The 22,832-nt window shown below is 67.9% G+C and carries 14 protein-coding genes; 6 read left to right on the top strand and 8 right to left on the bottom strand.

From position 1 onward, the window contains the following. Nucleotides 1-31 precede the first annotated feature (31 nt). Nucleotides 32-6,760: an SDR family NAD(P)-dependent oxidoreductase gene (locus IV112_RS02170; protein ID WP_438362225.1), complete on the bottom strand. Its 6,729-nt coding sequence runs from the start codon at nucleotides 6,758-6,760 to the stop codon at nucleotides 32-34. A gap of 711 nt (nucleotides 6,761-7,471) precedes the next feature. On the opposite strand from IV112_RS02170, the gene IV112_RS02165 reads away from it, so the two are divergent. From IV112_RS02165 to IV112_RS02155, 3 genes are all read left to right on the top strand, one after another. Further along, entirely contained in the window at nucleotides 7,472-8,533 is a 1,062-nt protein-coding gene (locus IV112_RS02165) for an SGNH/GDSL hydrolase family protein (protein WP_304000811.1), read from the top strand. Nucleotides 8,534-8,665: 132 nt separating this feature from the next. Further along, on the top strand, nucleotides 8,666-9,895 hold the full coding sequence (locus IV112_RS02160) for a cytochrome P450 (protein WP_304000810.1): 1,230 nt from the start codon (nucleotides 8,666-8,668) through the stop codon (nucleotides 9,893-9,895). Nucleotides 9,896-9,924: 29 nt separating this feature from the next. Further along, nucleotides 9,925-10,956, top strand: coding sequence for a fatty acid desaturase (locus tag IV112_RS02155; protein ID WP_304000808.1), 1,032 nt, complete (start codon nucleotides 9,925-9,927; stop codon nucleotides 10,954-10,956). Here the strand turns inward: IV112_RS02155 and IV112_RS02150 are convergent, their stop codons facing one another. After that, nucleotides 10,957-12,315, bottom strand: coding sequence for a chloride channel protein (locus IV112_RS02150; protein ID WP_304000806.1), 1,359 nt, complete (start codon nucleotides 12,313-12,315; stop codon nucleotides 10,957-10,959). A 187-nt stretch (nucleotides 12,316-12,502) separates the two neighbouring features. On the opposite strand from IV112_RS02150, the gene IV112_RS02145 reads away from it, so the two are divergent. Next, nucleotides 12,503-14,089: a gamma-glutamyltransferase family protein gene (locus IV112_RS02145; protein ID WP_304000804.1), complete on the top strand. Its 1,587-nt coding sequence runs from the start codon at nucleotides 12,503-12,505 to the stop codon at nucleotides 14,087-14,089. Between the two features lie 299 nt (nucleotides 14,090-14,388). Then, nucleotides 14,389-15,465: a PEP-CTERM sorting domain-containing protein gene (locus tag IV112_RS02140; RefSeq protein WP_304000803.1), complete on the top strand. Its 1,077-nt coding sequence runs from the start codon at nucleotides 14,389-14,391 to the stop codon at nucleotides 15,463-15,465. Nucleotides 15,466-15,532: 67 nt separating this feature from the next. Here IV112_RS02140 and IV112_RS02135 read toward each other — a convergent pair whose 3' ends face one another. Next, nucleotides 15,533-15,976 (bottom strand): BLUF domain-containing protein, encoded by a 444-nt coding sequence (locus IV112_RS02135; protein WP_304000802.1) that lies wholly within the window; start codon nucleotides 15,974-15,976, stop codon nucleotides 15,533-15,535. A gap of 115 nt (nucleotides 15,977-16,091) precedes the next feature. On the opposite strand from IV112_RS02135, the gene ylqF reads away from it, so the two are divergent. After that, on the top strand, nucleotides 16,092-16,994 hold the full coding sequence (gene ylqF, locus IV112_RS02130; RefSeq protein ID WP_304000801.1) for a ribosome biogenesis GTPase YlqF: 903 nt from the start codon (nucleotides 16,092-16,094) through the stop codon (nucleotides 16,992-16,994). A 275-nt stretch (nucleotides 16,995-17,269) separates the two neighbouring features. Here ylqF and rfbC read toward each other — a convergent pair whose 3' ends face one another. From rfbC to IV112_RS02105, 5 genes are all read right to left on the bottom strand, one after another. After that, nucleotides 17,270-17,821 carry a dTDP-4-dehydrorhamnose 3,5-epimerase gene (rfbC, locus tag IV112_RS02125; RefSeq protein WP_304000800.1) on the bottom strand — a complete coding sequence of 184 codons (552 nt, stop codon included), beginning with the start codon at nucleotides 17,819-17,821 and terminating at the stop codon, nucleotides 17,270-17,272. Continuing rightward, nucleotides 17,821-18,702: a glucose-1-phosphate thymidylyltransferase RfbA gene (gene rfbA, locus IV112_RS02120; RefSeq protein WP_304000799.1), complete on the bottom strand. Its 882-nt coding sequence runs from the start codon at nucleotides 18,700-18,702 to the stop codon at nucleotides 17,821-17,823. The genes rfbC and rfbA overlap by 1 nt, the downstream gene beginning before the upstream one ends. 20 nt (nucleotides 18,703-18,722) lie before the next feature. Next, complete coding sequence (gene rfbD / locus IV112_RS02115) at nucleotides 18,723-19,616, bottom strand: dTDP-4-dehydrorhamnose reductase (protein ID WP_304000798.1); 894 nt, start codon at nucleotides 19,614-19,616, stop codon at nucleotides 18,723-18,725. Further along, the gene (gene rfbB / locus IV112_RS02110; protein WP_304000796.1) at nucleotides 19,613-20,680 is read right to left on the bottom strand and encodes a dTDP-glucose 4,6-dehydratase; all 1,068 of its coding nucleotides are present in this window, start codon (nucleotides 20,678-20,680) and stop codon (nucleotides 19,613-19,615) included. Before rfbB ends, rfbD begins: the two co-directional genes overlap by 4 nt. Nucleotides 20,681-20,769: 89 nt before the next feature. Beyond that, a complete protein-coding gene (locus tag IV112_RS02105) occupies nucleotides 20,770-22,560 on the bottom strand; it encodes an AsmA-like C-terminal region-containing protein (RefSeq protein WP_304000794.1) in 1,791 nt (596 codons plus the stop codon). Between the last annotated feature and the right edge of the window lie 272 nt (nucleotides 22,561-22,832).

The raw sequence follows: 22,832 nt of genomic DNA, 5'->3' as shown, positions 1-22,832 counted from the left end.
TCCCTGTTGGTCTGCGGGTGGTGGTCTGTGCTTACTGGTCTGCGGTGGCCCGCATGCCGGCGAGCAGACGCTTCGCTTCGTCGGGCCTCATGCGGCCGGTCTTGACTCGTTCGAGGATGTCGCGCGGCGACAGCGGCGCAGCGATGTCGGGCGCGGGCGGTGCTGCCGCTGTGGCGACATAGGTCACCGCCGGCTCGGCGATCTGCGGGGCCGGGGCGACCGGCTGCGCCCAGAAGCGCCGGCGCTGGAAGGCGGTGCCGGGCAGCGGCACGCGCCGGCGCAGCGGCGGCACCGGCTGTGCGCTCCAGTCATCGAAGGCGCCACTGACCCAGGCACGCGCCAGCGCCGCGGGCTCGCTGCCCGCCTCGGCGGCCGCGCCCTCGGCGTCGGCCACGCCCTTGAACACGCCGGCCGGCAGTGTGGAGGCGTCGAGCTGCCAGAACTCGCCTTCCAGACTGGCGCGCAGCTGCGCCCCCAGCGTCCTCAGGTCATCGGCGATCACGGCGAGCCGGTTGGGCTGGGCGACGCGCGCCATACGCAGCGTCGCCGCGAGATCGGCCAGCGACTGCGCCTCGCCGAGTTCCAGCGCACGTTCGACATGGCGTGCCAGCGACTGCGCCATCGTGCGCAGCGTGTCCGGCGTGCGCGCCGACAGCACGACGATGTGCGGACCGGGCAAGTCGGTGGCCGGCGTGCCCGGCCATTCCTCGACCACCAGGTGCGCGTTGGAACCGCCAGCACCGAAGGAACTGATGGCCGCCAGCCGCGGCAGCGTGTGGCCTGTCGCATCGCGCGGTGCCGGCCAGTCGGCCGCTTCGGCCTGCACGCGGAAGGGCAGCTTCGAAAAGTCGATATTGGGGTTCGCCGGCTCGCTGTGTATCGACGGCGCCAGCCGGCCATGCCGCATCTGCAGCAGTACCTTGCTCAGCGCGGCCACGCCGGCTGCGGATTCGAGATGGCCGATCTGCGACTTCACCGAACCGATCGGCACGACCGCATCATCCAGCACGCCTTCGAGCGCCATCGCCAGGCCGCGCAGCTCGATCGGATCGCCCAGACCGGTGCCGGTACCGTGTGCCTCGATATAGCCCAGACGCGACGCCGGCACGCCGGCCGCGGCGAAGGCATCCGCAATCACCTCGCTCTGCCCGACCGGTGTCGGCACGGTGAAACCGGACGTGCGCCCGCCATGGCCGATGGCCGAACCGCGGATGACGCCGTGGATGTGGTCGCCGTCGCGCAGCGCGTCGTCCAGCCGCTTGAGCACCACCACACCGACGCCCTCGCCCGGCACATAGCCGTCACCGCCGGCGCCGAAGCTGCGGCAGCGGCCGTCGCTGGCGGCGAACTGCAGTTCGCTCAACATGCGGTAGCGGTACGGATGGCTGGACAGATTGACGCCACCGGCCAGCACCGCGTCGCATTCGCCGGCGCGCAGCAGCAGGCAGGCAGTGTGCAGCGCGGTCAGCGAGGAAGAGCACATGCTGTCCAGCGCGAATGAGGCACCGTTGAAACCCAGCGTGTAGGACACGCGGTTGGCGATCGAGGCATAGGACGAATTGGTCAGCGTGGCCGAGCCGCCGGCGCCGTAGTACTGGTACTCGCCGTACATGACGCCGGCCAGCACGCCGACGCGCGCCCGCGCGCCGTCGCGCGACGGCGGCGACTGCAGGGTCTGCGGCGTGTAGCCGGCGTCCTCGATGGCCAGCCAGGACGCTTCGAGGAACAGCCGCTCCTGCGGGTCCATGCGTTCGGCGTCGCGCGGCGCGATGCCGAAGAACAGCGGATCGAAACAGTCGTGGTGGTCGATCAGCGCGGCCCAGCGTGCATAGGCGCCGCTCTTCCCCGCCTCACCTTCGCGCCGGGTGAAGGCGGGATCGTCCGGCCAGCGCTGCGACAGCTCGCCGACGCAGTCCATGCCCTGCAGCAGGTTGTCCCAGAAGGTGTCGAGGTCGGCGGCGCGCGGATAGCGGCCGGCGATGCCGACGATGGCGATGGCCAGGCCGTGTCCTGCCTCCGACCCCCGGCCCCCGGTTTCCGACTGCATGCAGGGCGCCGGCACCGCAGGCACCGCCGCGACAGCCGGCTGCGCAGCCTCCTCCGGCGGCGCAGTGGCGACGCCGACGAAGCGTGCCGCCGCCTCCGGCTCGGCCGACGCGATGTGCGCGGCGAGCGCCTGCACGGTGTCGGCTTCGTACAGCAGCGTCTTCGGCAGCGACGCGAAGTGCTTGTCCAGTTCGCCATTCAGATCCATCACCATGATGGAATCCAGGCCCAGCGACTGCAGCGGCGTGGTCGGCGTGACACGGGCGCGGGCGATGCCGCAGGCTCGGGCCAGCATGTCGCCCAGCCGGTTGCACAGTGCCCCTGCCGTGTCGACAGCCGTCGCGACGGCGCGCACGGGCGCTGCTGCCCGCGACTGCCGCTCGACCGCGGCCGGCCCGACTTCCAGCAGTCGGGCCACGCCTTCGCGCCGGCCGCTGCAGACGACGACACCCGCCGCCCCGCTCGCCATCGCGCTGCGCAACGCCTGTACGCCCTGCTCCGCGTCGAGCAGTTCAAGGCCGCGCTCGGCCATCCACTGCATGACCGGCGGTGGCGCCTGCATGCCGCTTTCGCTGCGCCACAGCGGCCAGGCCAGCGCCAGCGTGCGACCACGCCGTCGCCCCTCGGCCACCGCCTGCGCGCGCAGTTCGGCGTAGTCGTCCAGCCAGGCGTTGGCATAGGCATAGACGCTCTGGCCGACATTGCCATGCGCGCCGGCCAGCGACGAGAACAGCACGAAGGCTTCGAGCGGATCGTCGCGCGTCGCCTCGTCGAGCAGACGTGCGGCGGCGATCTTGGGTGCGAGCACCGCCTGCCAGTCATCGTCGCCGTGCTTGACGAAGAAGGCGTCGCGCAGCACACCGGCCGCATGGATGACGCCGCGTACCGGGCCCAGCGTTGCACGTATCTGCTGCAGCGCGCCGTTGAGCGAAGCGGCGTCGGTCACGTCGCCCTGCACGTACACCACCGAAGCGCCGTCACCACCGAGAGCGGCGACCGCGCGCGCACCCTCGTCATCCAGCGGACTGCGGCCCACCAGCGCAACATGCACGCCGCAGCGGGCCAGCCAGCGCGCGAAGATGCGTCCGAGCGCACCCATGCCACCGGTGATCAGATAGGTCGCACCGCGCGTCGGCAACCAGTCGGCCGTCGGCGCGTCCAGCCAGGCAAAGCGTTCCTCCTCGATGCGCCCGTCGCGTACGCGCAGACGCGGCACCTGACCGGGCGACAGCGGGCGTGCCAGCGCGGCGGCAATCGCATCGGCGCGACGGACCGGGTCGTCGCGCGTCGCTGCATCCAGCTCCAGCACGGCGGCCAACACGCGGGGCGCTTCGAGGTGCAGGCTCTTCAGCAGTCCGCCCATGGCGCCGTGGAAGCAGCGCCCGTCGTCGGCGGACGGCGTGCCGACATAGACCAGGCGCAGCGCACGTGCGCCCAGCGCGCCCACCAGCAGTTGCGCCAGCGTGACGAATCGCCGCACGTCGGCCTCGACCGCGTCATGCGAATTCCCGGCCACCCACACGACGGTCGCCGGGAAGGCGTCGCCGTGCTGCAGCAGTTCGAGCAAGGTGCGCCGGTGCGCGAGTTCGGCCGCATCCATGTCGATGCAATGGCCTTCATGGAAGCGGAAGCGCTGCGAAGTCTCGATGCGCCACAGCGGCTGCGCCGGATGCAGGCGGCGCAGCCTGGCGGCAAGCCCGTCGAGACTGACGCCCGCCGCCCCCGCAAGCAGCATCGGCGACACCGGCGCGGCCGCATGCGGGCGGCTGTCGGCAACGGACCAGCGGCGCTGCAGCAGATGCAGCGGTGCGCTGCGGGCACCCTCCCAGGCGCGGAAGCAGAAGCCCTCGATATCCGCGAGCGGCGCGCCGTCGTCAGCGCATACGCGGAAATCAAAGGCGTGCAGTCCGGGTGCCGGGCTGCCCCGATACTCGATACGCACGCGCGCGCGTCCCTGCAGCGGCGCATGCAGTGCGAAGCGGCGCATCGAGAACGGCACGAAGGCGCGCCCGGCCGCCAGCACGGCGTCCGGCGCCAGCGCCACGGCGCACTGGAATACGCCGTCGAGCAGGGCCGGATCGATGCGGCCGACGTCGTCGCGCGGAGTGACCAACAGTTCGGCGACGGCGTGTGACGCCTCGCGCATCAGCGCCCGTACCGGCTGGAAGTCCGGCCCGTAGCGCAGCCCCATCCGTTCGAAGCGCGCGTAGAAGGCGTCGCGGTCGAACGGTCCGGGCGGGCGGCCGATGATGACCGGTGACGCCTCGGTCATAGCCGAACGCAGCGATCCGCGCAGGTGAGCCGCGCCGCTGTCCCTGCCGCCGCTGCGCACGGCGCAGCGCCCATCGGCTTCCAGCTCCACCGTCACGTCAGCCGGCGCATCGAGCACCAGCGGGCGTCCCCACATCAGGTCGCGGAACTCGATCGCGTCGCTGCCGGGCAGGCGCGCCGCCAGCAACTGCAGGAAGCCGGCCGCAGGAAAGACAGCGTGTCCATCGACCACGTGATTGCGCGCGCGCCAGTCGTCCGGCGCAATGTGCAGCGCACCCGCGGGCGCTGCGCTGGCCGGCGCGGCGTCGAAACGCACTGCGGACGGTGTCTGCGCGCCACCGATCCAGTGGCGGGTGCGGCGGAACGGATAGCCGGGCAGATCCAGCGGCTGCGGCATGACCCGGCCCGCCGTCAGCCACAGCGCCGACCACTGCACCGGCGCACCGGACAGCCAGCGCGCGGCCAGCGCGAGCGGGTCGCCGGTGCCTGCATCCGCTGTCACGGGAGCGTCCCCGACACCGCCGCGCTGCAGGTCACCGGTCGACAGCGACTGCAACAGTTCGGCCAGCGAGGCGGCGACGGCCAGTGCCCGGGCGCGCAGCGGCGTGCGTCCGAGCTGCAGCGTCACCGCGACGCGGGCGCGTCCGGTCGGGGTATCGAGTTCTGCCAGACGCGGCGCCAGCCAGTCACGGAAACGCGCCAGCACCACATCGAGCTGCTCGTCGTCGCTGGCCGAGAACGGAAACACCGTGGCCATCGCGCCGGCAGCGATGTCCGACGGCGCATCGACCCACTCCTCGACGATCACGTGCGCGTTGGCGCCGCCGGCACCGAAGGAGCTGAGTGCGGCACAGCGCGGCTGCGTCTCGTCGGGCCAGGGCTCCGTGCGCTGCGGAATGCGGAACGGCGTGCGTGCCAGATCGATGGCCGGATTGATCCGCATCGAATGCAGCGACGCGAACAGCGTGCGCGCGCGGAACTGCAGCAGCAGCTTGGTCAGTCCGGCAACGCCTGCGGCCGATTCGAGATGGCCGATGTTCGCCTTGACCGAACCGAGCGCGCAGCGCTGCGGCCGCTCGCCCGCCCAACCGGCAAGCAGGCCCTCGACCTCGACCGGATCACCCAGCCCGGTGCCGGTGCCGTGCGCCTCGACATAGCCGATGCGCGACGCGCTCATGCCGGCGCGCACCAGCGTGTCACGGATCAGCACGCCCTGGCTGCGCGAACTGGGCACCGTGTAGCCGGTCGTGCGGCCGCCGTGCGCGATGCCGGTGGCGCGGATCACGCCCAGGATGCGATCACCGGCCGCGCGTGCATCGGCCAGCCTTCGCAGCACGACGACACCCACGCCCTCACCCGGCACGAAGCCGTCCGCGGCATCACCAAAGGCATGGCAGCGACCGGTCGGCGACAGCATGCGCTGCTGGCTCAGCTGCACATACTTGGACGGATGCAGGTAAAGATTGACGCCGCCGGCCAGCGCCACCGCACACTCGTCGCGGCGCAGGCTTTCGCAGGCGAGGTGGAGCGCGGTCAGCGACGACGAGCAGGCGGTATCGAGCGCAATGCTCGGGCCGTCGAAATCGAGCAGCCAGGACAGGCGGTTGGCGACCGACCACGGCATCGCCGTCGGCACCTGACCGCCGCCGCTGCGCCAGTGCGCCTCGCCGAGCAAGGGATAGGACAGTGTGGTGATACCGGCGAACACGCCGACGCGTGCGGCCGCGCCGGGCTGCGAACGCGGCAGGCGCTCCGGCCCGAGGCCGGCGTGTTCCAGCGCGTGCCACGCGCACTCGATGAACAGACGCTCCTGTGGGTCCATCACATCGGCATCGACCGCCGACACCCCGAAGAAGGCCGAATCAAAGGCATCGACGTCGCGCAGGAAGCCGCCCCATTTCGACATGCTGGCCCACTGCGTGCGGGCCACCGGATCGCGGCTGAACAGACCGTCGGCCGACCAGCGTTCGGACGGCACCTCGCCCACTGCGTCGGTACCGGCCGCCAGTGCGGCGGCGAACGACTCCAGGTCGGCGGCCCCGGGGTAGCGCCCGGCCACGCCAACGATCGCGATCGCCTGATCCATCGCCGCGACGCCGGCATCGGCCGGTACTTCGTCCAGCGTTTCCCACTGGTCGCTGAAGCGCGGCGCCGGGGCGACGTGTGTGGCAACCGGCGTCAGCGACGCCGACAGCCGCGCGGCCTCGCCGGGAAAGTGCGTGCGCAGATAGTCATGGACATCGGCCACCGTCCTGCAGTCGTACAGGAAGGTCCTCGGCAGCATCGGAAAGTGCGCTTCGAGCACGCGCCCCATGGCCACGACGGACATCGATTCGAGTCCGAGTTCCTCCAGCGTGCCGTGCGGATGAATGCGCGATGCGTCATGCCCCAGTACATCGGCAAGTCGATCGATGAGCCACGCCAGCAAGTTGTCGTTCTGCAGTTCCACGCCGATCACCGCCCCGGTTCATGACATCCATCCGTGCAGAACGCACGGCGCCGGAGCGCTCAATAGCCATTACCGTGCCAGGGGCATTTCTGCTTCACTGCAACATGTGAAATGACGCACGAAAGTGCCGCGTGGGCAGCGCCCCCAGCCTCCCTGTGCACCGGCATCAAACGTCGATGCAGCAACGATAAGACCCTGGGCATGACCGGACCGACGCGACCCTCCATGCCATTGGGTTCGATCGGGATGCGGTCAAGAATGACCTCCGCATCAAAGTTTGCAGTTGGACACAATCTGTCCAGCATTGCGACACCTGTACTACTTCTAGCCTATGACCATCGTTTCTTAGATGTCGAATTAATATCGTATTGACATTCGACCACCAATGATTCACGCGAGCGCGGTCACGAATCATCGGGCATGAAGACACCCGTTCGATCCCCACGGACAGCCCCATCCAGCTCCGATCTGCCATGACGAGGCGCTGAACGACGCGGTCCGGACCCGGCAGGCATGGGTACCCGCGCCCTGGCCGGAGCCGATCCCCCGCACCGCATCCAATGTCCCTGGCATGTCTATTGCTGACGCTGCAGCCGCGACCGGACAGACATCTTTTTTGTGCGGCGCACACAGAAATTCAGCCGTGCGCGCTGTCGGCGGACGATCGATCCCTGGCTCTGGAAGGAAACACTGATGAGAAGGTTCATGTGCAGACTGGCCGCGGTCGCGGCCATCGCTGGCGGCGCGGCATCCGCCTGGGCGGCCCCCTATTCGACGATGTACTCGTTCGGCGACAGCTTCTCTGACACCGGCAACCTGGTCGGCGCGCTGGCCACACGGCCGATCGAGGACGTGCTCGCCTGGTGGCCGCCGTTCGCGATCCACGGCTACGCGGATGGCTTCTTCCAGGGACGCCCCACCAACGGACCGTCGGCTGTGGAACACCTCGCCGGCACGCTCGGCATCGGTCTGACCAACTACGCCTGGACAGGCGCACTGAGCGGCCATGGCAACGTGCTCCCCTTCGTGAACACCGCCTTCGGCGCGACCGGTCTGCGCGATCAGGTCGACGCCCATCTGTCGGCCACCGGCAGCGCCGATCCGGACGCGCTGTACTTCGTATGGGGCGGCCACAACGACTTCTGGGGCCTGGGTCAGGCGCTGCCCGCCTCGCTCGGTGACGACGCCCGTCGCGCGGCGCTGCAGCAGGCAGGCACGCTGGCCGCCCAGGACATCGCCGGCAACGTGGACGCGCTGATCGATGCAGGCGCCCGCAACATCCTGGTGCTCAATAGCATCGCGCTCGAGTACGAGCCGTTCTGGGCAGCGACCTTCGCCGGCGATCCGCAGTTGCGCGCGCTGCTGCACGAAGGCGTCGACACGATGAACACCCGGCTCGACGCACTGCTCGACACGCTGGAGGGCACGCAGCCGGCCGTAAACCTGATGCGCTTCGACGCGCAGGACTGGTACGAGGACACGATCGCCGCCGTGCTTGCCGGCAATGCACCGGGCGGGCTGACCAACGCCGCGTCCGCCTGTTTCGACTTCAACGGCAGCGCCTTCGCCGCCTGCGGTGCGCCGGACGAGTACTTCTTCTGGGACTCGATCCACCTCACCACCGCCGCCTACTCGATGCTCGCGGGCGAACTCGCCGGCGTCGCTGCCGCGCCGGTGCCGGAGCCCTCGGCCGCCGCAATGATGGCCGCGGGCGGCCTGCTGCTCCTGCTTCGCCGCCGACGCGTCGCGACAGCAAAGGCGGCCTGACGCCGCAGTACCGCGCAATCACCCGCATCCCGGCCTCGCTGCCGGCGATGCGCCCCCTCACTTTGCCGCCCTCTCACATCCGATACGGCTCCGCATCCGCGGAACGCGATCGTCCAGCCGGAGACGCCGACCATGTTCGACCAGAACTTCATCGAGAACCCTTACCCGACCTACCGTGCGTTGCGCGAAGCCGGCTCCGCGCACTGGAATGGCGACTTCCTCGGCGGTGCGTGGCTGCTGCCGCGGCACGCCGACATCGCGCCCGCACTGCGCGACAGCCGCCTGAGCGCGCAGCGCAGCCATTGCTACAGTCTGCTGCTGCCGGAGCCGGTCCGGCCGGCCTTCGCCGAATTCAATCGCGTCTTCGGCATGTGGCTGCTGTTCCAGGACGCACCGGAACACACGCTGCTGCGCAAGCTGATGAACAAGGGCTTCGCACCGCAGGTGATGGACCTGTGGCGCGATGCGATCACCCGCACTGCCCACGCACTGATAGACCGCCTGCCCACTGGCGGCACCGTCGACTACATGGGCAGCTTCGCCCACCCCTTCCCGGCGCTGGTCATCTGCGAACTGATGGGCGTCGATGCGCGCGATCAGGCGGAGTTCATCGAGTGGTCGGACGACATCGCCCGCTTCTTCGGCAACCCCGCCAGTTCGCTGGAGGTGGCTTACCGCGGGCGTGACAGCCTCCTGGCGATGACGCGCTATTTCGAGGCGGTGGTCGAGCAGCGGCGGCACGCGCCGGGCGAGGACCTGATCAGCCTGCTCATCCGCATCGAGGAGGACGAGGAGGCGCTGAACGGCGAACAGGTGGCTTCGCAGTGCTCGATGCTCATGTTCGGCGGCCACGAAACTACGCGCAACCTGCTCGGCAACGGCATGCTCGCGCTGCTGCGCCACCCCGACCAGATGCAGGCGCTGCGCGAGGACCGCTCGCGCATTCCGAACGCGGTGCGCGAAATGCTGCGCTACGACAGCCCGGTGCAGTACCTCACCCGGATTGCCGCCGAGGATTTCGAGTACGCCGGTGCGCAGATCCGGCGCGGGCAGATGGTGGTGCCGCTGATCGCGTCGGGCAACCGCGACGACACACGCCACGCCGACGCCGACCGCTTCGACATCGGCCGCGCCGACACCGCGCACTTCGCTTTCGGCCACGGCCCGCACGTGTGCATCGGCACGCGCCTCGCGCTGCTGGAAGCGGAGATCGCCTTCGACGCGCTGCTGGCGCGCTGTCCGCACATCGCCGCCGTCGACGCGCAGCCCGAGTGGCTGGCGAACTTCGGCTTCCGCGGCCTGAGCACACTGCGCCTCGACATGCAGACCCAACCGGCCGACGCCCGCGCGGTCGCCGTCTGATGCCTTCCACTCATTGCAGGAGCACTCCCGTGACCGAACGTTATCCGACCCCGCTCGATGTCCGTTCCACGCTGCCCGACATCGCCTACGCCTACAGCCTGCCGCTCGGCAGCCTGCTCTTCCTGACAGTGGCGAGCCTGTTCGCCGGTCTGTGGACGCTGTCGCTGTCGATGGACAACCTGCTGCTCAAGGCGCTGTTCGGCGTCATGAGCGGCCAGGCCATCGGCATCATGTTCGTGATCGGCCACGACGCCGCGCACGGCTCGCTGACCAACCGCCCCTTCTTCGACCGTCTGTTCGCCACGCTGGCTTTCATGCCTTCTCTGCATCCGGTGTGCACCTGGAAGATCGAGCACAACAAGATGCACCACGGCTGGACCAATCTGAAGGGCATGGATCCGGTGTATCCGCCGATGTCGCCGGACGAGTTCGCCGCGCTGTCGCCGTGGCAGAAGCGCGTGCATCGCTTCTACCGCAGCATCTGGGGCTTCGGCTGCTACTACCTGTTCGACATCTGGTGGAAGGTGCTCATCCTGCGCCGCTCGGAGAACGGCAAGGAGATTCCGCCGGCCGTCGCGCTGGCCGACTTCGTCGCGGTGTTCGGATTCCTCGCCTTCGAGGTGTTCATGGCCTACCTCTTCGCCGCCGATGCGGCCGGGTTCGCGTGGAACCTCGTGCTGTGCGTCGGGCTGCCCTTCCTGGTGTGGAACTACGTGATGACCTTCGTGACCATCCAGAACCACACCTACCCGACCATCCGCTGGTACGACAACCGCGACGAGTGGAACTACTTCCGCGCCCAGGTCGAAGGCTCCATCCACACCGAAGTGCCAGCCTGGCTGGATTTCTCCTTCGCCCGCGTGTTCCAGCACACCGCCCACCACGTCGACAAGAAAATTCCGCTCTACCGGCTGGTCAAGACCCAGGCTTCACTGGAACAGACCTTCAGCGGCAATGTGAAGAAGGTGAAGCTGACGCTGAAGGAATTCCTGACCGTGCTGAATGACTGCCAGATGTACGACTACCGCCGCCACGTCTGGATGTCCTTCCCGCGCGGCTGATCACCCGGGCGGCGCGGCATTGCGGGCAATCATGTGCCGCGCCACCGTGTGATAGAGCGGCTGGCTGAAGAAGCGCGACACACCGGCGGACAGCAGCGACACCGCCATCAGGCCGATGATGACCGAATAGCCGTCGACCATTTCCATCACGATGATGAAGGAGGTGATCGGCGCCTGCGTCACCGCGGCGAGAAAGCCGGCCATGCACAGCACCAGCAGCAGGCCCTGCGCGTCCTGCTGGCCGAGCAGCGGTGCCAGGTCGTGGCCGATGCCGGCGCCTATGGCCAGACTGGGCGCGAAGATGCCGCCCGGCAGGCCGCTCAGATAGGCGATCAGCGTGGCGATGAACTTGACCGGCCCGTAGTACCAGGCAAGCTCGGTATTGCCTTCGAGCAGTGCGCGCGTTTCGGCGTAGCCACTGCCGAAGCTGAGGCCGCCACTGACGAAACCGAGTGCCGCCACCAGCAGGCCGCACCCCGCTGCGAACAGCACCGGGCGGCGGGCGCGCAGGTCGGCCAGCGGCCCGCACCACGAGGTCGAACCGATGATGAGCATGCGCGAGAACAGTCCGCCAGCCACGCCACACACCAGCGCGGTCACCGCAACGGCCAGCGCCATGTCGCGGTCACTGCCGGCGATGACGATCTGCCCGAAATAGCTGGACTTGCCGAGGAAGGTCTGCGACACGATACCGGCGAGCACGATGGCGGTGATGATGAGACCGCTCATGCGTGCTTCGACGCTGCGCGTCAGTTCCTCGATGGCGAAAGCGATGCCGGCCAGCGGCGTGTTGAAGGCGGCGGCAATGCCGGCCGCGCCGCCGGCCACCAGCATGTGGGTGCGCGGAATATGCAGCGCGCCGGGCAGCCAGCGATGCAGCACATTCATCAGCGAGGCACCGACCTGCACCGTCGGGCCTTCGCGGCCGAGCGAGAAGCCGCTGCCGACGGCGGCAACGCCGATAAACACCTTGCCGACGATGATGCGCAGTGTCAGCAGCGGGCGCCAGCCAGCCGTTTCGGGTCGCGACATTTCCGCGATGGTCTGCGGAATGCCGCTGCCTTCTGCACCGGCGAACCAGCGGCGCGTGATCCATACGCACAGCGCGCCGCCCAGCGGCGTCAGCAGAAAGGGCCACCACGGGTGGCTCGCCGCGGTGTCACGGAAAAGATGCACCGCGTGGTCCGAAAGCTGCGCAAAGCCGACCGCCAGCAGTCCGACGCCAACCGCGCCGCCCCACAGCACGAGACGCCCGAGCCAAACCTTCAGATAGGCGTAATGACGCCGGCGCAGGATGGGATTCTTCAGGCGCAGCCAAGCGGCGATGAGCCGGGCGCGCAAGGATTTCTGGTCGGCCATGTCGGACGTCGTTGTCGGAGGTGGGCAGCAAGTTTGGCCAATCGTTGCAAGATGCGTGCCGCGACATTTTGCGCTCGGTTCCGGGTGTTATGCCCTTTTGCCGCGCGGCAGATGCACGGCGGACGCGACTGATGCACCATAGCGGCGCACGGCGTTAACCGGCGCCCACCCGAATCAGGAGCCACACATGACTTCAAGCACGGGCGGCATCGCCGTCGCCCCCCACCACCTCGCCGCAGAATCTGCGCGCGACATCATGCGCGAAGGTGGCAACGCGATCGAGGCAATGATCGCCGCTGCTGCCACCATCGCCGTCGTCTACCCGCATATGAACGCGCTCGGCGGCGACGGCTTCTGGCTGATCGCCGAACCGGGCGAGGCACCGCGCGCGATCGACGCCTGCGGCGCCTCTGCCGCACTGGCGAGCCGTGCGTGGTACGCCGACCAGGACGTGCGCGATCGCATCCCGAACCGCGGTCCGCTGGCCGCGCTGACCGTGGCCGGCACCGTGTCCGGCTGGCAGCTTGCGCTGCAGGCAGCGGCCGAAGCCGGTGGTCGACTGCCGCTGTCGCGCCTGTTGCGCGACGCCGAACATCACGCGCGCAACGGCGTCACGGTGACCGAGAACCTGGCACGCAGTCTGCGCGTGAAAGAACCCGAGGTCGGCCAGCAGCCCGGTTTCGCGCTGAACTTCATGCCGGACGGCGAGTTGCCTGCGGCCGGCAGCACGCTCTACCAGCTGCGGCTGGCCGACACGCTGTCGCAGCTCGCGCGCGAAGGTCTGTCCGATTTCTATACCGGCGAACTGGCCCGGCGCATGGCGTCGGCGCTGGAGCGTGCCGGCAGCCCGCTGCGCCTGTCCGACTTCGCCGCCCACCGCGCGCAATGGCGCACACCGCTGGAGCTCGAGCACAGCCTGGGCCGCATCTACAACATGCCGCCGCCGACCCAGGGCCTGCTGTCGCTGCTGATACTGGGGCAACTCGACCGACTCGGCCTGAAGGGGCTGCACGGGCAGTCGGTGGACTACATCCACCGCGTGGTCGAAGCGACCCGGCAGGCCTTCCGCATCCGCGACCGCTATCTGACCGATCCGGCGCGCATGCGCGTCGACGCGCAATCGCTGCTGTCGCCGGAATGCCTCGACACCCTGGCCGACGGCATCGACCCCGAACGCGCCGGCGGCCGCGTCAACACGGCGCCCGGCGACACCGTCTGGCTCGGCGTGGTCGATGGCGAAGGCCGCGCGGTGAGCTTCATCCAGAGCATCTATCACGAGTTCGGCAGCGGCCTGGTGGCCGGTGACACCGGCGTGTTGTGGCAGAACCGCGGCGTCAGCTTTTCGCTGCAGGCGGGCGCGCTGAATGCGCTCGACCCCTGCCGCAAGCCCTTCCACACGCTGAACCCACCGATGGCGCAACTGAAGGACGGACGCACCGTGGTGTACGGCAGCATGGGTGGCGACGGTCAGCCGCAGTTCCAGGCCACCGTGTTCACCCGCCATCTCGTGTTCGGCGACAGCGTGCAGGACGCTGTGTCGGCTCCGCGCTGGCTGCTCGGCCGCACCTGGGGTTCGGCCAGCGAAACGCTGAAGCTCGAGTCGCGCTTCGCCCCCGAGGTGTTCGAGCAGTTGGCCGCGCGCGGCCACGCGATCGAATCGCTCAGCGATTTCGACGACAGCGCCGGACACGCCGGGCTGATCGTGCGACACCCGGATGGTCGCGTGGAAGGCGCATCCGACCCGCGATCGGATGGTTCAGTCGAGTACGCCTGAGCGTCCGGGCGCACGGCGCCGGCTGCCGACCCGAAGGCCTGACGATCCGGCGAGCCCCGGCCTCGGCCGGCCGAATGGGGTCCGGCCGAGCGTTAACCCCTACTTAATGCATGGTTATTGTCCGTGCAGGACGATGGCGGCAGATCGTGGTCGCGTCACGGGACGACGACACGCATTGTTCGGTCGGACAGTGCGCGTCGCTCGTTGCTGACTCGTTCCGCGGCAGGCGCAGCGTATTCCCGGGAGAGGAGCCATCCGCGGAAAGCGCTGCCCCCACACTTCGGCACGAGGAGAGCGCCATGCACAGAAAATCATCGAACACCGCGCGCTGGATCGTCGCCGCGCTGCTGGCCGGAGGCACCAGCGCCACACTGGCCAGCCCGACCTTGTATGGCAGCCTGAGCAATTTCGACGTCTATAACGACACCGGTTCTGAAACGCACGGCTTCGAGATCGAGTTGCATGGCGTGTCGGCGGCAGACGTCAGCTACACCTTCGGCGGCGATTACAACCGCTACGGTAGTCCGCGCATCGACAGCTTCGCCGATGGCATCTTCGTTCGCTACCTCAGCGCCTATGACAGTGCCCGCGGCGTGTTCCTGGCCGCAACGCCGGTGCCGGGCAGTTTCTCGCCGACCGACGGTCACAGTTGCTGGTCCGGTGGCGGTGCCGGCTATGCGGGGAGCGGCTGCGAACACTTCGGTCTCGGTCTGAACAAGAATGCGACCAGTACCCAGTACCGCTGGCTCAAGGGCGACGCGGCCACCGGTCAGATCAGCGCGGTCGGCAGCAACGTCCTGATCGCCGCGCCGGCGTGGCAGGTCGTCGATCCCGCACCCGCCGACCCCGGCCTGCCGCCAGCTCCGCCGATCGTCCAGGCGGTGATTGCCCCGGAACCTGCGGAAGACCGCGAGCAATACGGGGTGGCGCAGTGGGTCAAGGTCTACACGACCGAGATCGAGCGCGAGGTCGAACTTGAAGAACTGCTGAGCGAGAACGCGGTCGTGCCGCGCGAACAGTCGGAAACCGAAATCGAGTGGGTGCTGTTCCAGGCCAAGCCGGCAGACAAGGACAACGGCGAGGGTGACGAACTGCTGCTCGAAAAACCCCTGGCCGCCGATGTCGACAACCGGAAGTCGGTCATCCGGCGCTACGAGTTCTACGAGTATCTGGGTGCCTACAATCCGGAGGACCATGAGGCTCAGCCCTTCGACGAAGAGGACCCGGTAGGTGCCGGCGAAGTCGGCCGCTACATCGGCGCGCAGATGGCCGCCGCCAACCTGATGGCGGCACCTGTGCCCGAACCGTCGACCTGGCTGTCGATGATGGCCGGCCTTGCGGTGGTCGGGCGGATGTGTCGCCGCCGGATCCGCTGACGGGCCAACGCCGGACGGGATCGGTCGCCGCAGGCGTTGTAGCGCTTCCGTCGGCAGGGGGTGGGCCTCACGCACTCGGGCGTTCTGCGCGCGCCGTCTTCCAGCGCGCCACGCCGAGCAGTTCGTGCAGCAGCGCCTCGACCGAGGCCGTACTCATCGCGTACGGGTCGAATTCGGGGCGCGGGCAGTACTTCAGGAACAGCGCGCGGTTATCGGCCGTGTAGCCGACATATCCCATGGCCCAGTCGGCGAAGTCGCGCGCCGTGACCTCGGTGAAGCCGAGAATGGCCGGATCGCGATGACGCGGGTCGCCGACGATGCGGTGGTAGACCTCGTTCACCTCCCGCCGCCCGCCTTCCAGACACTGCAGGAACACGCCGCCGGTGTAGCACAGCGCCCCGGTGACGCCGACGCGCGCGTTGTTCGCCTGCGAGCGGGCGAGGATGTGGTCGATGTCGCCAGGTGCGAGGCCGTCGCGGACCTTGCTGGCGTAGATGAGGCGGACGAGCATGGCGGTCTCCTGTGAAGTGTCCGCTTCGACCACATCAGGCGTTCCGGTGTTTCAGGGCGAGGCAACGCGTCGACCGGTAGAATGGCGACCTTTCCCGCCGCCCCGCCCGCCTCACATGTCCATCCAGTGGTTCCCCGGTCACATGACCGCCGCGCGCAAGCACGCGACCGACGCGATGAAATCGATCGACGTCGTGGTCGAGGTGCTCGACGCGCGCCTGCCGGAGGCGAGCAGCAATCCGCTGATCCACGCCATCCGCACGCACCGGAACCGACCCTGCCTGAAGCTGCTGAACAAGGCGGATCTGGCCGATCCCGACGTGACCGCGGCCTGGCTCAAGTTCTTCAACAGCCAGCCGAACACCAAGGCGGTCGCCATGTCGGCGCGCAAGCCGGGCGACGCCGGACGCATCCAGTCGCTGGCGCAATCGCTCGCGCCACACCGCGACGACAATCTGAAGCCGCTGCGCGTCATCATCATGGGCATACCGAACGTCGGCAAATCGACGCTGATGAATGCGCTGGTGAAGAAGAAGGTGGCCGCTACCGGTGACGAGCCGGCGATCACCAAGAGCATCCAGCGCATCCATCTGAACCCGCGGCTCACGCTGTACGACACGCCGGGCCTGATGTGGCCGAAGATCGAGCACGAGAGCGATGGTCTGATGCTGGCCGCCAGCCATGCCATCGGCCGCAACGCCATCATCGACGAAGAGGTCGCCACCTTTCTCGGCAATCTGCTGCAGGCGCGTTACCCGCAGATGCTCACCGCCCGTTACGGCTGCACGCCGGATATGGACGGCGTTGCGGTGATCGAACACATCGCCGCGCGACGCGGCTACCGTATCAAGGGCGGCGCACCCGATCTGGAAAAAGCCGCGTTCACGCTGCTGCAGGATTACCGCGACGGTCTGATCGGCCGTGTCAGCCTTGAAACGCCGGAAACCCGCGCGCAGATGCTGGCCGAGGAGAAAGCGGCGAGGGCGGCTGCGGCGGCTGAGGACAGCGGCGCATCCTGACACTCGGAGGTGCGTGCGACGGCGGACGAGCGGACTTTTGTGGGAGAGGTCTTCCGACCCCGACAGCAGCCTGGATCGAAGCCTGCGGAATGCCGCAGCCCTGTCGCGGCCAAGGCCGCTCCCACAGGGGTTGCGCCCGACCCGCGATCCGAGCCTGGGCCAGGTTTCTGTGGGGGACCTTCTGACCCCGACAGCAGCCTTGATCGAAGCCTGAGGATTTCAGAGGCCGACTCGCTCACAGCCAAGGCAGCTCCCGCAGGAAAGGCGCTTCCGCCTCAAAGCCCCTCGAACACTTCGCACTCACCCAGCGGCTTGCCCGCCAGATCCTTGGCCGACAGCAGCGGCTCGCCGTCCAGCGGCCACTGGACACCCACCGTCGGGTCGTTCCAGGCGAGGCTGCGCTCGTGCTCCGGCGCGTAGTAGTCGGTCGTCTTGTACAGGAAGTCCGCTGACTCGCTCAGCACGTAGAAGCCGTGCGCGAAGCCGGCCGGCACCCAGAACTGGCGGTGGTTCTCGCCGCTCAGTTCAACGCCGTGCCAGCGGCCGAAGGTGGGCGACGACCGGCGCAGGTCGACCGCGACGTCGAACACCCGCCCCTGCGACACGCGCACCAGCTTGCCCTGCGGCCGCTGCACCTGGTAGTGCAGTCCGCGCAGCACGCCGCGTCCGCTGCGCGAGTGGTTGTCCTGCACGAAGTCCAGCTTCAGCCCGGTCACCTCGGCAAAGGTGCGCGCGTTGAAGCTTTCCATGAAGAAGCCACGGGCGTCACCGAACACCTTCGGTTCAAGCACGAGCAGCCCGGGGATACCTGTTTCGATCACCTTCATCAGAACACCTGTTCGTCGATGATGCGCAGCAGATACTGGCCGTAACCGCTCTTGGCCAGCGGGGAGGCGATCTTCTTCAGTTGGTCGGAATCGATCCAGCCCTGCCGCCAGGCGATTTCTTCCGGGCAGGAAATCTTCAGACCCTGGCGCTTCTCCAGTGTCTGGATGAACTGCGCCGCCTCGATCAGCGAGTCGTGCGTGCCGGTGTCCAGCCAGGCGTGACCGCGGCCCATCACCTGCACTTCCAGCGCGCCGCGTTCCAGATACACGCGGTTCAGGTCGGTGATCTCGAGTTCACCGCGCGGAGACGGCTTCAGTGCCTTGGCGATCGTGCTCGCCTGCCCGTCGTAGAAATAAAGCCCGGTCACCGCGTAGCGGCTGCGCGGCTTGGCCGGCTTCTCTTCCAGACTGATCGCGCGTCCGTTGGCGTCGAACTCGACCACGCCATAGCGCTCCGGGTCGGTCACGCCGTAGGCGAACACCGTAGCCCCTGCCTCGCGTGCGCTGGCCGACTTCAGGTCATGCGCGAATTCGTGGCCGTAGAAAAGGTTGTCGCCGAGCACCAGCGCCGAGGGACCGCCGCCGATGAAGTCCTCGCCGATGATGAAGGCCTGCGCCAGGCCGTCCGGGCTGGGCTGCACCGCGTACTCGATCCGCATGCCCCAGGCCGAACCGTCGCCGAGCAAGGACTGGAAGCGCGGCGTGTCCTGCGGCGTCGAAATCACCAGTACGTCGCGTATGCCCGCCAGCATCAGCGTCGACAGCGGGTAGTAGATCATCGGCTTGTCGTAGACCGGCATCAGCTGCTTCGATACCGCGATCGTCACCGGGTGCAGGCGCGTGCCGGATCCACCGGCCAGTACGATGCCTTTGCGTGTCATGAGGGTGCTCCTGATTCTGTTCAGAGGATTTCGGCCAGCATGCGGTCCACGCCCTGCTGCCAGGGCGGCAGCACGAGGTCGAAGGTGTCACGCAGCCGGCGGGTATCGAGCCGCGAATTGAGCGGACGCGTGGCCGGTGTGGGGTAATCGGTGGTCGGGATGGGCAGGATGGCGTCCGGTGCAACCTTGATCGCGTGACCGGCCGCGCGCGCGCGTTCGATCACATGGGTGGCGTAACCATGCCAGGACGTTTCGCCAGCGGCCACGCAGTTGTAGAGCCCGCTCAGTTCGGGCCGGGCGCGCAGCATGCGCGCAGCGTGTGCGCTGACGTCGGCCAGCAGTTCGGCGCCGGTCGGCGCGCCGATCTGGTCGGCGATGACGGTGAGCCGTTCGCGCTCCTTCGCCAGTTTCAGCATGGTCTTCGCGAAGTTGCCGCCGCGTGCAGCATAGACCCAGCTGGTGCGGAGGATGAGGTGAGTGGCGCCGGACGCGGCGATCAGCTGCTCGCCCTCCAGCTTGGTGCGGCCGTAGACGCTGAGCGGCCCGGTCGCCGCCGTCTCGTCGCGCAGGGCGTCACCGCTGCCGTCGAACACGTAATCCGTCGAATAGTGAACAAGGTGGGCGCCGAGTGCCTTCGCTTCCTGTGCGATACGCCCGGGCGTGGTCGCGTTGATCAGGCGCGCCAGATCGGCCTCGCTCTCGGCCTTGTCGACCGCCGTGTGCGCTGCGGCATTGACGATCAAGTCCGGCGCCACAACGCGGACGGTCGCGGCCACGGCCTCGGGCTGACTGAAGTCGCCGGACAGTTGTCCGGTGCTGTCGAAGTCCAGCGCAATCAGCTCACCCAGTGGAGCAAGCGCGCGCTGCAGTTCCCAGCCAACCTGTCCACCCTTGCCGAACAGCAGGACTTTCATGCCGACGCTCCGCCGTATTGCTTGCTCACCCAGTCGCGATAACCGCCGCTGAGCACGTCCTGCACCCAGGTCTGGTTGTCCAGATACCAGCGCACCGTCTTGCGGATGCCGGTGTCGAAGGTTTCCGCCGGCCGCCACCCCAGTTCACGCTCGATCTTGCGGGCGTCGATCGCGTAGCGCCGGTCGTGGCCGGGGCGGTCCTTCACATAGGTGATCAGCCGTTCGTAGGGGCCGGAAGCGTCCGGCCTCATTTCGTCGAGCAGCGCGCACACCGTGCGCACGATGTCGATGTTCGGCTTCTCGTTCCAGCCACCGATGTTGTAGGTCTCGCCCAGACGGCCGCGCGCCAGCACTTCGCGGATGGCCGCGCAGTGGTCCTTTACGTACAGCCAGTCGCGCACCTGCTGCCCGTCGCCATAAACAGGCAGCGGCTTGCCGGCCAGCGCATTGACGATGATGAGCGGGATCAGCTTCTCGGGAAAATGATAGGGGCCGTAATTGTTCGAGCAGTTGGTGGTCACCACCGGCAAGCCATAGGTGTGGTGCCAGGCGCGCACCAGATGGTCGCTCGCCGCCTTGCTCGCCGAATACGGGCTGTTCGGTTCGTAGGCATTGGTTTCGGCGAAAGGCGGGTCGGTGGGCTTGAGCGAACCATAGACCTCGTCGGTGCTCACGTGGTGGAAGCGGAAGGCGGCCTTGTCGTCGCCTTCGAGTGCACCCCAGTAGCCACGGGCGGCTTCCAGCAGCGTGAAGGTGCCGGTGACGTTGGTGCGCATGAATTCGCCCGGGCCGTGGATCGAGCGATCGACATGCGATTCGGCGGCGAAATGCACGATGGCGCGCGGATGATGCTGCGCGAGCAGCCGGTCGATCAGTTCGCGGTCGCAGATGTCGCCGTGCACGAAGACGTGACGTGCATCGCCATCGAGCGACGTCAGATTGGCGCGGTTGCCCGCGTAGGTCAGCGCATCGAGATTGACGACCGGCTCATCGCTGCCGGCCAGCCAGTCGAGAACGAAGTTGCTGCCGATGAAGCCGGCACCGCCGGTTACCAGGATGGTCATGATGCAAACGCCTGTGCGATTGTTAGAGCCATCACTTTACCGCCTGGCATGACAGCACGCGGTGAAAGCTGCGCGATGCCTCGACCTGCTCAGCGCAGCAGCTTCACCACCGGATCCGCGTACGGCCCCTCGATGCTCACCGGCGCGCGCACCGTCGTTGCCGAGCCCTGCAGCGTCACGTCGAGACGCCCGCGCAAGGTGTCGTCAGCCAGACGCAGCGTGCCGTTGGCGCCGACCAGGCCCGATTCCATCACCACCTGGCTCAGGCTCACGCCGCTGGCGTCGACCACCGCATTGGCCTCCAGCCGATCGAAGCGCGTGCTGCCGCCGCGCACACCACCCGGTCGGGGAATGCGCACCGCCTGCACAAGATCGACGCGCTCGATCTGCCCGCGCTGCACGCCCATCGTGCCGGTGCCCCGGAGGTTCTTCTGCAGTTCCTCGTAGTTCCTGCCCTCGCCGGTCAGCGACAGGGACAAGGACAGATCGCCGGTCAGCAACAGCGTCGGTGCAAACACCTTCAGCAGGCCGCCAAGGCTGAGACGGGAGGTCTGCAACTGCCCTTCGAACCTTGCGACATCCGCAAAGTCCAGCGCGACGCTGCCGGTCGCATAACCGTCGTAGAGTTTCACATCCAGCTTGTCGAACTGCAGACGACGACTGTTCAGCGTGCCCTGCGCCTCCAGCACGTCGAACAGCAGCGAAGGCTTGCCCGGGGTCTGCCACCCCAGCGCCGTCATCGACACGCTCCAGACGCCGCCGGCGTTGTTGCCCTGAAGCTTGAGCCCGCCGTCGGCAGAGGCGAGCGACAGGCGCGTCAGCACGCCGTTCTCGTCCAGCGCCAGATCGCCGCCGAGGGCGCCGATCGAACCGTCGAGCAGCACGATGCTGGCGTCGACCATGCTGACGTGCTCGACCGTGACCCAGCGCGAAGCCCAGTTGATGTCCTGGCGGCGCGACAGCGCGGGCAGGAAAGACAGATTCAGTGCCGCACGCTCAATGCGCACGTCGCGCAGAACCGTGCGTTCCGACAGCAGCGTGGACACCCGCGGCAGCAACTTCACCGCGCCGATTTCGAGTTGCCCCGGCCCACCCACCGTCACCCCTTCAAGCGCGATGGACGGCTCGGGGAACAGACTGGGCGCAACCGAAGCGATGCGCACCGGCTGCCCCAGCAATTCGGTCGCCAGAGACTCGAAGTGCGGCAGATGGCGCTGATAGGGATAAAGGAAGAAAAGACCGACCAGCAGCACCAGCAGCACCGACGCGGAAAGGACGATTTTCTTGCCAAGCGAACCCGGGGGGCCCTTGCGGTCCCCGACGCGTCCGGCGAACAGGTCGAACACTCGTTGCAGGCCAGCGCCGCTCCGCTCCGCGGCAGCGGCATCCGGCGAGGCGGACATCATCGCGCGACGAATGGCACCCCGTACATCGTCGGCCGCAGACAACGCTGCAGCCGGGGCCGGGGCATTCGCCGGGGCCGGCGCCGCCAGTTCGGGCAAGGCCATCGCGAACTCGTCGAGCACCGGTGATTCCTTCGCGGACGCCTTTTCATGCGCCCGCCGGATGTCGTCCGACACCGGCGTGATCGGCTGGCTGACCAGATCCTCGATATCAACCAGCATGGACGACAGCTCTGCGCGGTCCGCGTCCTCGCCCTGCGCGGGCGCGTCGATCCGGCGCACCAGTCCGCGGTGCTCCAGTTCGCCGACCAGGCCCTCGACGATGAGCGGATCGCCAAACTGCTGCGCCAGATTGCCGACAGGCGTGCGCCCATCGATCATGATCAGGATGGAGCGCAGGTTGCGCTGGACGATGGTGCGCTTGCTCACCGCCTCTTCGCCGGCCTCGGTCTTTACGTAAACAGCATTTTCGTTCATGGATGCGCGCTGGCCGCCTTGCCGCGCCGGCTCGATCACCGGCGCTGAAGAGATGAAGTCATGCGGTTGTGGCTGCCAGACAGTCTTGCAGGCAGCGGTGACGCGATCATAAATCGACTCGGGTGCCGAGTGACCGCACATTCAGCCCGAAGAAAATATCCCATCAATCGCTTGACGATTATCGGAAGGCTGTCTATAGTTGCGGCCTCTTTCTTCCCCGATAGCTCAGTCGGTAGAGCGCCGGACTGTTAATCCGTAGGTCCCTGGTTCGA

It is taken from the genome of Methyloversatilis discipulorum (assembly GCF_018780585.1).
Taxonomy (GTDB): domain Bacteria; phylum Pseudomonadota; class Gammaproteobacteria; order Burkholderiales; family Rhodocyclaceae; genus Methyloversatilis; species Methyloversatilis discipulorum_B.
This window is presented reverse-complemented; position numbering and strand designations above follow the sequence as displayed.